Raw genomic sequence first — 11,291 nt, 5'->3', positions numbered from 1 at the left:
CGCCTCTTGTGGTTTCCTGGGTCTGCCGCGCAGACCCGTCGCGCGCGGAGGGCTTGTTCGCCGCTTGCACGGGCCGCCGTTCACGCCGCGCGTAGGCGCGGCAGCCAGGCCAACGGGTCCAGGCGCGCGGCCGGCGCCTCCACCCAGCGGTGGAAGGGCACCGCCAGGCAGTTGGCCACCAGCCAGGTGGCCAGCAGCAGCATCAGTCCGACTTCCGGCGTCGCGCCGGGCAGTTGGGTCAGCAATGCGTTGGTGAGCAGCAGCACCGGGAAGTGCAGGAGGAAGAGGGCATAGGACGGCGTCGAGGCGCGGGCCAGCACCTCGGCCCAGGATGCCGGCAGGAGTGGCCGGCCCTCGGCGTGGCGCTGCTGCGCCCAGGCCAGCCACAGCGCCGTTGCGAGCGCGAGGGCCAGGCGGTCGCGCCAGTCCAGCAGCAGTGCAGCACCCATTGCCACGGCCAGCAACACCAGGCCGGCGTGGCGGTGCTGCCACAGACCCAGCCAGTGCACCAGTGCGCCGAGGCCGTAAGACACGAAGAAGTAGGGCGCGAAGGCGTCCAGCTCGGGCTGTCGGTTGAAGACGAAGGCCGAGGCGAGCACCAGGGCGGCGACGAGCAGCGGCCCGACGACGAGGCGACCGGGATGGCGCCAGCCGCGCCGTGCCAGCCACAGCAGGCCGACAAGGAGCGCGAAGAGTTGCAGGTCGATGGCCACGTACCAGGCGCCCACCGTCAGCGCCTCGTAGCCGAGCACGTCGTGCAGCAGCAGCGCGTGGGCGAGAAGCTGTCCGAGGCCAATGCCGGCCGGCACCAGCTCGGGCCAGGAGGAAGAGATGAGGCCGCAGGCTCCCAGCGTCAGCGCCAGCGCGGCGAGGAAGGGCAGTGTCAGGCGCAGGTAGCGTCGCCACAGCAGCTCGGGCAAAGGAGCCTGCAGGGCCCTGCCGCGCGGGGACAGGCCGCGTGCGCTCAGGAAACCACCCACGACCAGGAAGATCTGCACTGCCATGCGGCCGTACTGATGCATGGCACCGGCCAGCCATGGCAGGGCTTCGTGGGCGGAGCGGGCGATAGGGCCGTAGCTGACGAGGTGGTGTAGCACGATGACCTGGGCGGCCAGGGCCTTCAGGACGTCGATGTGCGGCAGGCGGCGGGAACAGTGGGACATGACGAAAAAGAACGGGCCTGCGCTGAGGCAGGCCCGTTGTTTCGGACATGTGAAATTGTACCGGCGCCGCCCCTGGGGAAACCCCGTTGTTTCAGGTGGTCACCAAGCGGCGGATGCCACCGCCGGGTGAGGCACTTCAGCCGACCAGGCGGCGCAGCCAATCACGCAGGCGACGCAGCAGGTTCGGCGTTGCTGCCGGGGCGGTCGCAGGCACCTGAACGGTCGCGGGCACGGCTGGCGGATGGCGTTCCAGCAGCCCGGCCTGGAAGCGGGCGAAGAAATCCTCGGCCAGTTTCTGCGCGGCGAGGTCGACCAGGCGCGAGCCGATTTGCGCGAGCTTGCCGCCAACGCTGGCGGTCACCTCGTAGGTCAGTCGCGTCTGCCTGGGTGCCAGGGCCTCCAGCGCGACGAGGGCCTGGCCCTTGCCGTGGCCGGCAGCCCCCCCCGAGGCGTCGAAGGCGAGGCGGTAACTCTGCGGTGGCACCAGGTCCGACAGCTGCAGCCGTCCCTTGAACCTGGCCTTGACCGGGCCGATGGAAACGGCCATCAGCACATCGAACGCGTTGTCGCCGGCCGGCGTGATGGCCTCGCAGCCGGGCACGGCGGCCTGCAGCATCGTGATGTCGTTCAGCGCCGCCCAGGCCTCGGCCTGGGCGACGGGCAGGGTTTGCTGGCCGGTCAGGTTCATGCGTCGATTCTGACGGCCGGCGAAGGAAAACACACGGCCCGCCGTGGCGGGCCATGTGCCGGCGTCACTTGCCGGTGATGGTCAGCTGGTTGTCGACTGACTTCACGCCGTCCACCGCCTTGGCGATGGCCTCGGCGCGGTCCTTCTCGGCCTGGGTGGCCACCTTGCCAGTCAGCTGCACCCAGCCGTCGGCATCGGTCTCGACGTGGACCATGGCCAGCGACGACACCTTGCTCGCAGCCAGCTGGGCCTTGATCTTGGTCGTCACTACTGAGTCCTTGACCCAGGTCTTGGTCGTGCCGGCGGGCTTGTCCGCCGCCTGGGCGGCGAGTGGCCCAACGAGGGCGCCAACGATGAGGAGCGAGGCGAGTTTCGAGATCTTCATGGAAGTCCTTTCAGCGCAAGCGGCAGCACCCGATGCGCACCGCTGAAACCAGAATCTAGGCAGGGCGCCTGGCGCAGCGCGGCAGACGGTGTGCCGCCTGGATGTAGGACGGCAGCTCAGCGTGTCAGCGCGTCCAGCAGGTGGTCGATGCTGTCCAGGTTGTGCACGGGCAGGTGGCGGGTCACCTGGGGCAGCAGCGCCCGCACGCCAGCGGCGCGTGGCTCGAAGCCGTCGAAGCGCAGCAGCGGATTGAGCCACAACAGTTCCCGGCATGAGAGGCGCAGCCGCTCTGCCTCGCGAGCGAGGTCGGGCGTGTCGCCGTCGTGGCTGCGTTCCAGCCCGTCGGTGACCAGCAGTACCGTGGCGGTGCCACCGGCCAGCACGCGGCGCGCCCAGTCGCGGTTGAAGGCACGCAGGTTGTGGCTGATACGGGTGCCGCCGGCCCAGTCCGGCACGGCCGCCGCTGCTGCGGCCAGCGCGGCGTCGGGGTCGCGGCCCTGCAGCTGGCGTGTGATGCGCGTCAGCCGCGTGCCGAAGACGAACGCCTCGATGGTGGGTCGCTCGCGCAATCCGGGGCCCGGATTGAGCAGGCCATGAGCCACGTGCAGCAGCACGCGCGAGTAGCGGCCCATGGAGCCCGAGATGTCGACCAGCAGCACCAGCGGCGTGGCGCGCGAGCGAGGGCGTTCGCGCTGCGGCGGTGCCGGCTCGTGACGGGCCTCGGCGCGCAGCGTGGCGCGCCAGGCGATGCGACCGCGCGGAGCCGCATCGTGGCGGCGTGTCAGGCGCCGTGCCAGCGTCGGCTGCAGCGCGGCCAGCGCACGCCGTGCGGCATCCCACTCGGCGATCGTCATGGTGTCGAAGTCGCGGCGCTGCAGCAGCTCGCGGTCGCCCGCGTCCAGACGAGCTTCGACCTCGACCTGCTCGGTGCGGGGCGCCGCCGCGGGGCGCGGCGCGAACAGGGCGTCGGCCAGGCGACGGTTCTCGGATGGCGGCGGTGTGGCTGCGCGCGCCTCGACCTCGGGCAACAGCAGGGCCATGATGCGGCCCAGCAGGTCGGGGTCGCGCCAGAACACATGGAAGGCTTGCTCGAACAGCGGCCGGTGCTCGGGCCGGTCGACGAGGCAGGTGGCCAGTGTCGCCTTGAAGTCGGTGCGCGAGGCCAGCCCGCCGGCTTCCAGTGCCCGGGCGGCGAGCAGCAGCCGGTCCGTGCCGACAGGCAGGCCCGCGGCGCGCAGCACGCGACCGAAATGCAGGACGTTCTCCGCCAGCCTGTCCACGGCCTCAGGCCCGTGCGTGCTCGCGCATCTCCGCCAGCAGGCGCGCGGCCTCGCTGCCCTGGACGCGGACGATGTCATCTTGGTACTTGAGCAGCACGCCCAGCGTGGACTGCACGGTGGCGGGGTCGAGGCTGACGGCGTTCAGCTCGATGAGCGCGCGCGACCAGTCCAGCGTCTCGGCCAGGCCGGGCAGTTTGTAGAGATCCAGCGCGCGCAGGCCTTGCACGAAGGCGACGACCTGCTGGGCCAGTCGTTGCTCGATGCGAGGCAGGCGGGCGCGCAAGATGGCCAGCTCGTGCGCGGCATCCGGAAAGTCCACCCAGTGGTAGAGGCAGCGGCGCTTGACGGCATCGTGGATCTCGCGGCTGCGGTTGCTGGTCAGGACGACCAGCGGCGGCGTGGCGGCCACGATCGTGCCCAGCTCGGGCACGGTGATCTGGAAGTCGGCCAGGAACTCCAGCAGGAAGGCCTCGAAGGGTGCGTCGGCGCGGTCCAGCTCGTCGATGAGGAGGACGGGGGCAGGCGCGGTGGTCAGGGCCTGCAGCAACGGCCGCTCGATGAGGAAGCGGCGCGCGAAGAGTTCGTCCGCCGTGCGATTGCCTTCGTGAGCCTGGGCGAGGCGGATCTCCAGCATCTGCCTCGCGTAGTTCCACTCGTAGGCGGCGGCGGCGAGGTCCAGGCCTTCGTAGCACTGCAGGCGTATGAGGGGCCGCTGCAGCGCGGCGGCCAGCGCAGCGGCGATGGCCGTCTTGCCGGTTCCGGGCGCGCCTTCCAGGAGCAGCGGGCGCTCCAGGCGCAACGCGAGGAAGGCGGCGGTGGCCAGCTCGCGCGAAGGCAGGTAAGCCTGGGCCTGCAGGCCTTCGGCGACGGCGTCGATGCTGTCCGGGGCGGAATTGAGCACGCGGGCCTCTCGGGTGAGTGGGTGCCGCAAGTATGCGGCGCGCGTTGGAATGTCGGCTTTCAACACGGCGACAGGGCGATGCCCTAAGCTGGTCGCCTCATCCACGCGCATCCAGCCAGTCATGAACTTCACCAAGATCGTCGGCGTGATCCTCCTCGTCGCCGGCGCGGCCAGCCTGGCCACCGGGGGTTTCAGCTACACCAAGGACAGCACCGTCGTGAAGCTCGGGCCGCTGGAGCTGTCGGCCAAGGAGAAGGAGGAGGTGAACCTGCCTGTATGGCTGGGCGTGGGCGCGATCGCGGTAGGCGGGTTGTTGCTGCTGTTCGGCGGACGCAAGGGTTGAAGCCGATGCACGACGCGGTTCTGCGCTTCTGGTTCGAGGAGATCCAGCCCGCCCAATGGTGGAAGGTCGACCCAGCGTTCGACACGCTCATCCGCGACCGCTTCGGCGCGCTGCACGAGCAAGCCGCGCGCTGTGAGCTCTACCCCTGGCGCGCGACGCCGGAGGGCCGCCTGGCCGAGGTCCTCGTGCTGGACCAGTTCGCGCGCAATATCCATCGTGGCACGGCACTGGCGTTCGCGCGAGACTCGCTGGCGCTGGCTCTCGCGCAGGAAGCGGTGGCCGGGGGCGCCGACCTGGCCTTGCCCATCGAGCGGCGTGCCTTCCTCTACCTGCCCTACATGCACAGCGAGTCCGCCGCCATCCATGCGGTGGGCGAGCCGTTGATGCGCGAGCGCGCGCCGCAGCACACCCATGAGTTCGAGCTCAAGCACAAGGTCATCGTCGATCGCTTCGGTCGCTATCCGCACCGCAACGCCATCCTGGGCCGCGCGTCGACGCCGGAGGAAGAGGTCTTCCTGACCCTCCCGGGTTCCGGCTTCTAGATGTCCAGCCGGTAGACCACCGCCGCGGCTCGCTCGTCGGTGCTGTGGCCGCGCAGGGCCTTGTCCCACTCGGGGCCGCCTGCGCCGGTCGAGGCTGACGCGTTCTGCGTCATGACGGCGACCTCTTCGGTGCCAGCGTCAAACTCGCCAACCTGCTCGCGGCTGTCGAGAAAAAGTTTGGCCACGGGGCCGGCGCTGGACGCGATGACGATCAGGTAGCGGGAGACCTGGCGGTGTTCCTGCTGGGCGTGCCGCGAGGGCAGTTCATGACCGAAGCCTTGGTTCATCTTCCGGCCTCCTCGCCTTTGGATAGGCTGCGCAAGTGATGGCCATTGTGCGCCGGTGGCGCCCGGCGTAACCCTGATGTCCGAGCGCATTCGTCATGATCCAATCCAAGGTTTGGAACCGATTCCAAAAATGAAAATGGACGAGGACGGGACATGAGTTGCAGGACAGGTGCGGCCAGCGTCGGAGACGTAGCGGTGCGGTTAGTGGCAGGCGGGATGCTGACTGCCGCTTTGGTGACCCAGGCCGTGGCAGGCGACGTGCCGGACTTCGGCCCCCACGTGCACATCCTTGACCCGGCCGCGCCAGGCCTGCAGCAGCGAATAGACGACATCTACGCGGCCCAGCAGCCCAACCACTTCGGCCCGCGGCGCGACGCCATCCTGCTCAAGCCGGGCACCTACGAGAACTTGCGAATCCCGGTGGGCTTCTACACCCAGGTGCTGGGCCTTGGGGCGCATCCGGACGACGTGCACGTCATTGGCGACCTACGCTCCACGGCGTTCCTCGACAACGACAACGCGACGCAGAACTTCTGGCGGGGCGCCGAGAACTTCTCCGTGACGCCGACACTGGGCATCGGCGACAACACCATGCAATGGGCGGTGTCTCAAGCCATCCCATTCCGGCGCATGCATGTGCGCGGCAACATCCGGCTCAACCAGCGCAATGGCTGGGCCAGCGGCGGCTGGTTCTCGGACGTGCTGGTGGACGGCCGCGTCGACTCGGCGACGCAGCAGCAATGGATTTCGCGCAATAGCCGCTGGGGCAGCTGGACGGGCTCGAACTGGAACATGGTCTTCGTCGGCGTGCAGGGCGCCCCTGAGGGCGAATTCCCGACGCCGGGCATGCGCTACACGCGTGTGGAGAAGACGCCGCTGGTGCGTGAGAAGCCGTACCTCTTCATCGGCGCCAATGGCCGCTATGCCGTGCGTGTGCCGGCGTTGCGACGCGACAGCGCCGGCATCTCCTGGGCGAAGGGCGCGATGGCGCCGGGACGGACACTGCCGATCGGGCAGTTCCACATCGCGCGGCCCGGCGACACGGCGGCCGCACTCAACGCCCAACTGGCTGCCGGCCGGCATCTGCTGTTCACGCCGGGCGAGTACCTTCTGACCGAGACGCTGGAAGTGAACCGCGCGGGTACCGTCGTGCTGGGCATCGGCTTTCCGACGCTGCGGTCGGACAACGGCCAGCCGCTGTTGAGGACGGCGGACGTGAGCGGGCTGACCATCTCCGGGCTGTTCCTGGATGCTGGCCAGGCCGACTCCGGTGTGCTGATGGAGGTGGCGCCGCAAGGCGCGAAGCAGCGCCACAGAGCCGACCCCATCGTGTTGCACGACCTGTTCTTCCGCGTCGGCGGCGCGGCCACCGGGCAGGTGACGACGGCGCTGCGCATCAACGCGCACGATACGCTGGTGGACCACACCTGGATCTGGCGCGCCGACCACGGCGCCGGTGTCGGCTGGACGAGCAACCCCGCGGCTCACGGCCTTTGGGTGAATGGCGAGGACGTGACGATCTACGGCCTCTTCGTTGAGCATTTCCAGAAGGCACAGGTCGTATGGCAGGGCAACGGCGGACGGGTCTACTTCTACCAATCCGAGCTCCCATACGACCCACCCACCCAGTCGGCGTGGCGCAGTGCCACCGGCCGCGGCCACGTGGCCTATCAGGTGGCCGACTCGGTGACGCGCCACGAGGCATGGGGGCTGGGTGTTTACAGCGTCTTTCTCAAGCCCGACGTCGTGCTGGATCGGGCCATCGAGGCGCCGCCCCGGCCGGGCGTGCGTTTCCACCACATGATTACCGTCTGCCTGGTCGACAAAGGCGGCATCGAGCGCATCGTCAACGATGCCGGCGAGCCGGCGCGCTGCAAAGGGGGCAGCAACACCGCGACGCTGAAGGCATATCCCTGAAGGAGCCAGCCGGCCCGCCCGCTTGCCGACGTGTGGCGCCCAAAAAAAGCGGGCGCCCGAGGGGGCGCCCGTTGAAGATTCACCGGACAGGTGAAACGATCGTTCAGCCGGCTTCGCGAGCGAGGCGTTCCTCGATGCGTGCCTTGACGGCCGGCAGCGCCGCAGGCAGGTGGTAGGCCAGCTGGGCGAACAGTTCGTCGTGCAGCTTCATCTCCGCATGCCATTCAGCGGCGTCGATGCGGGTCACGATGTCGAACTTGTCCTGCGAGAAGTTCAGGCCGTCCCAGTTCAGGTCGCCATAGCCCGGCGTGACGCCGAACACATGCTCTTCGCCGCCGCCCTGGCCTTCCAGACGGTCCAGCATCCACTTCAGCACGCGCATGTTCTCGCCGTAACCGGGCCAGACGAACTTGCCATCGGCGCCCTTGCGGAACCAGTTGACGCAGTAGATCTTGGGCAGCTTGGCGCCCGAAGCCTCGAGCCTGGCGCCAAGATCCAGCCAGTGCTGGAAGTAGTCGGCCATGTTGTAGCCCATGAACGGCAGCATCGCGAACGGGTCGCGGCGCACCACGCCCTGCTGGCCCGCAGCGGCGGCGGTGGTCTCGCTGCCCATCGTGGCGGCCATGTAGACGCCCTCGGTCCAGTCGCGTGCCTCGGTCACGAGCGGCACGGTCGTCGAGCGGCGGCCGCCGAAGATGAAGGCGTCGATGGCCACGCCGGCGGGGTTGTCCCAGTTGGCGTCGAGGGCTGGATTGTTGGTCGCGGCGACCGTGAAGCGCGCGTTGGGATGGGCCGCCTTGGCGCCAGTTTCCTTCGCGATGGCCGGCGTCCAGTCCTTGCCCTGCCAGTCGATGCAATGGGCCGGCGGCGTGTCCGTCATGCCTTCCCACCAGACGTCGCCGTCGTCCGTCAGCGCCACGTTCGTGAAGATCACGTCGCGCGCCAGGCTGTCCATGCAATTGGGGTTGGTGTGGCGGTTGGTGCCCGGTGCGACGCCGAAGTAGCCCGCCTCGGGATTGATCGCGTACAGGCGACCATCGGCGCCCGGCTTGATCCAGGCGATGTCGTCGCCGATGGTCGTGATCTTCCAGCCGGCAAAGGCCTGCGGCGGGATCAGCATCGCGAAGTTGGTCTTGCCGCAGGCGCTGGGGAAGGCGGCAGCCACGTGCATCTTCTTGCCGGCGGGGCTCTCCACGCCCAGCACCAGCATGTGCTCGGCCAGCCAGCCCTGGTCACGGCCCATGGTGGACGCGATGCGCAGTGCGAAGCACTTCTTGCCCAGCAGCGCGTTGCCACCGTAGCCCGAGCCATAGCTCCAGATCTCGCGCGTCTCGGGAAAGTGGACGATGTACTTGGTACTGTTGCAGGGCCAGGAGACGTCGGCCTGGCCGGCCTGCAGGGGCGCGCCCACGGTGTGCACGCAGGGAACGAACTCGCCATCGGCGCCCAGCAGTTCAACGACGGCGCGGCCCATGCGAGTCATCGTGCGCATGTTGACGGCCACATAGGGGCTGTCGCTCAGCTCCACGCCGATATGGGCGATGGGGCTGCCCAGCGGGCCCATGCTGAAGGGGACGACATACAGCGTACGGCCGCGCATGCAGCCCTTGAACAGGGCCTGCTCGCCGGTTTGCAGCAGCGAGCGCATCTCGGCCGGGGCCATCCAGTTGTTGGTCGGGCCGGCGTCTTCCTTCCTGGCCGAACAGATGAAGGTGCGGTCCTCGACACGGGCGACGTCGCTCGGGTCGGAATTGGCCAGGTAGCTGCCGGGGCGCAATGCGGGGTTGAGCTTCTTGAAAGTGCCGGCCGCAACCAGCCGGTCACACAGGCGCTGGTACTCCTCGTCGCTGCCATCGCACCAGTAGACGTCGGCCGCCTCCGTCAGCGCGGCGATCTCGGCGACCCAGGCGATCAGCCGGGCGTGTTTCACATAAGTGGGCAGATTCAGGCGCAAGCCCTGCATCAGCGGTTGGTTCATTGTGGTGGCTCCGATCATGGGGATGTGTTTGGGTCAGCCGTGCGGAGCTGGCCCAAGCACACCGGGCCCTGGGCGCGGATTGTCGAATCCAATGTAATCACGCCGTAACCACCGAGGCTGGTGGGGTCATGCAAAACAGGAATAACGCCATGCTGGAGCGCCCTTCCGGCGCACGCGCCTCGCGAAGTGGACCTAGGGTTTGCGCGAAGGTTCCGTGTAATTCGATGCAACTGTCGAAAACCATTCATCTCTGAACTTTGGGGGATGCGGACGATTTCTTGGACTACCTGGAGGTAGTTCATGTATTCATACGAGGACCGGCTTCGAGCCGTGCAGCTGTACGTCAAGCTGGGCAAGCGCATCGGCTTGACCATCCGGCAGCTGGGATATCCGACGAAGAACGCGCTCAAGACCTGGTACCGAGAGTACGAACAGAGCCACGAACTGCGTGCTGGCTACACGCGGCCGGCGAAGTTTTCCCAGGCGGAGAAGGAACGCGCTGTCGAGCATTGCCTCGAGCACGGCCGGTCCATCGCGGCGACGATCAAGGCGCTTGGCTATCCCTGCCGGTCATTGCTGTCCGCGTGGCTTCAAGAGCTTCATCCGCAGCGCCCGCGCGTCGTTGGTCGGTCGCAGGAGCTGGCGCCCGAAGCCAAACAGTCTGCTGTCATTGCCTTCTGCACGCGCCCGGCCAGCGCGCAGGCTGTGGCCGACGAGGTCGGCGTGTCACGGGGCTCGCTGTACAAGTGGAAGAATCAATTGCTCGGCCACGACGCACCCGCATTTATGAAGCGCAAGCAAGGCGCCCCTGCAAGCTCAGATCGAGCTGACCTGGAACAGCAGCTCGAGACGCTGCGACAGGACATCCGGCGGCTGCAGCTCGAGAAGGACCTGCTGAAGAAGGCGAATGAACTCTTAAAAAAAGAGCTGGGCATCGATCAGCAGCCCCTGACGAACCGGGAGAAGACGCTGCTGGTTGATGCCCTGAGGTCCAGCTACACCGTGACGGAGCTGCTTTGCGAAGTGGACCTGCCGCGCAGTTCCTACTTCTACCATCGGGCCCGACTCGGTGTGGCCGACAAGTACGCCGGCGTTCGCCAGGCCATGACCAACATCTTGAGCGCAACTACCGATGCTATGGCTACAGGCGACTGCACGCATCGCTGAGCGATCAGTGCGTCAACGTCTCGGAAAAGGTCGTGCGCAGTCTGATGAAGCAGGAGCGCTTGGTCGCCGCGACGAGCAGGCGTCGTCGGTACGGCTCCTACATGGGCGAGATCAGTCCAGCGCCCGACAACGTGCTGAACCGCGATTTCAGCGCCGGTGCGCCGAACGAGAAGTGGCTCACCGACATCACGGAGTTCCAGATCCCGGCTGGCAAGGTGTATCTCTCGCCCATGATCGATTGCTTCGACGGCATGGTCGTGAGCTGGTCGATCGGCACGCGGCCGAACGCCGAGTTGGTCAACACGATGCTGGATGCAGCGATCGACAAGGTCGCTGCCAGTGGCGAGCGGCCCGTGGTGCATTCCGATCGCGGTGGTCACTATCGGTGGCCAGGCTGGCTGGCTCGAATCGCTGACGCCAAGCTGGTCCGCTCGATGTCACGCAAGGGATGCTCACCGGACAACGCGGCGTGCGAGGGCTTCTTCGGTCGGCTCAAGACCGAGATGTTCTTCGCTCGCGACTGGCTCACGAAGACCATCGAGGAGTTCGTGGCGGCGGTGGACGCCTACATCCGCCGGTACAACGAGGCTCGGATCAAGAGTTCACTGGGCTTTCGCAGCCCCGCCCAGCATCGGCGGCG

Annotated in this window: 11 protein-coding genes; 4 read left to right on the top strand and 7 right to left on the bottom strand. The window is 67.8% G+C overall.

The window, feature by feature from the left end:
- Positions 1-80: 80 nt before the first annotated feature.
- From VGF12_RS15925 to VGF12_RS15905, 5 genes are all read right to left on the bottom strand, one after another.
- Positions 81-1,163 (bottom strand): acyltransferase family protein, encoded by a 1,083-nt coding sequence (locus VGF12_RS15925; protein ID WP_331177025.1) that lies wholly within the window; start codon positions 1,161-1,163, stop codon positions 81-83.
- A 136-nt stretch (positions 1,164-1,299) separates the two neighbouring features.
- Positions 1,300-1,851, bottom strand: coding sequence for a carbon monoxide dehydrogenase subunit G (locus VGF12_RS15920; protein ID WP_331177024.1), 552 nt, complete (start codon positions 1,849-1,851; stop codon positions 1,300-1,302).
- Between the two features lie 64 nt (positions 1,852-1,915).
- The gene (locus VGF12_RS15915; RefSeq protein ID WP_331177023.1) at positions 1,916-2,236 is read right to left on the bottom strand and encodes a BON domain-containing protein; all 321 of its coding nucleotides are present in this window, start codon (positions 2,234-2,236) and stop codon (positions 1,916-1,918) included.
- 116 nt (positions 2,237-2,352) lie between these two features.
- A complete protein-coding gene (locus VGF12_RS15910) occupies positions 2,353-3,516 on the bottom strand; it encodes a vWA domain-containing protein (RefSeq protein WP_331177022.1) in 1,164 nt (387 codons plus the stop codon).
- A 4-nt stretch (positions 3,517-3,520) separates the two neighbouring features.
- Complete coding sequence (locus VGF12_RS15905) at positions 3,521-4,417, bottom strand: MoxR family ATPase (protein ID WP_331177021.1); 897 nt, start codon at positions 4,415-4,417, stop codon at positions 3,521-3,523.
- 121 nt (positions 4,418-4,538) lie between these two features.
- Between VGF12_RS15905 and VGF12_RS15900 the strand changes: the two genes are divergently transcribed.
- Together VGF12_RS15900 and VGF12_RS15895 are read left to right on the top strand one after the other, a co-directional pair.
- Positions 4,539-4,760, top strand: a complete 222-nt coding sequence (locus VGF12_RS15900) for a hypothetical protein (RefSeq protein ID WP_331177020.1) — start codon at positions 4,539-4,541, stop codon at positions 4,758-4,760.
- Between the two features lie 5 nt (positions 4,761-4,765).
- The gene (locus VGF12_RS15895) at positions 4,766-5,302 is read left to right on the top strand and encodes a DUF924 family protein (RefSeq protein WP_331177019.1); all 537 of its coding nucleotides are present in this window, start codon (positions 4,766-4,768) and stop codon (positions 5,300-5,302) included.
- Here the strand turns inward: VGF12_RS15895 and VGF12_RS15890 are convergent.
- Positions 5,299-5,589, bottom strand: a complete 291-nt coding sequence (locus VGF12_RS15890) for a hypothetical protein (RefSeq protein WP_331177018.1) — start codon at positions 5,587-5,589, stop codon at positions 5,299-5,301. The two genes, VGF12_RS15895 and VGF12_RS15890, sit on opposite strands and share 4 nt — an antisense overlap.
- 216 nt (positions 5,590-5,805) lie before the next feature.
- Here VGF12_RS15890 and VGF12_RS15885 point away from each other — a divergent pair, with 216 nt between their 5' ends.
- A complete protein-coding gene (locus VGF12_RS15885) occupies positions 5,806-7,506 on the top strand; it encodes a hypothetical protein (RefSeq protein WP_331177017.1) in 1,701 nt (566 codons plus the stop codon).
- 103 nt (positions 7,507-7,609) lie between these two features.
- Here the strand turns inward: VGF12_RS15885 and VGF12_RS15880 are convergent, their stop codons facing one another.
- Positions 7,610-9,484: a phosphoenolpyruvate carboxykinase (GTP) gene (locus VGF12_RS15880; RefSeq protein ID WP_331177016.1), complete on the bottom strand. Its 1,875-nt coding sequence runs from the start codon at positions 9,482-9,484 to the stop codon at positions 7,610-7,612.
- Between the two features lie 300 nt (positions 9,485-9,784).
- Here VGF12_RS15880 and VGF12_RS15875 point away from each other — a divergent pair.
- A protein-coding gene (locus VGF12_RS15875) for an IS3 family transposase (RefSeq protein ID WP_331177015.1) occupies positions 9,785-11,291 on the top strand; the annotation gives its coding sequence in 2 pieces (ribosomal slippage) (positions 9,785-10,601 and positions 10,601-11,291; 1,508 coding nt annotated over the 2 pieces). This gene is flagged as partial in the annotation.

Source organism: Roseateles sp. (assembly GCF_036404855.1).
Classification (GTDB): domain Bacteria; phylum Pseudomonadota; class Gammaproteobacteria; order Burkholderiales; family Burkholderiaceae_C; genus Pelomonas.
Note: the sequence above shows the minus strand (reverse complement) of the source record. Positions and strands in the feature narration are given on the sequence as shown.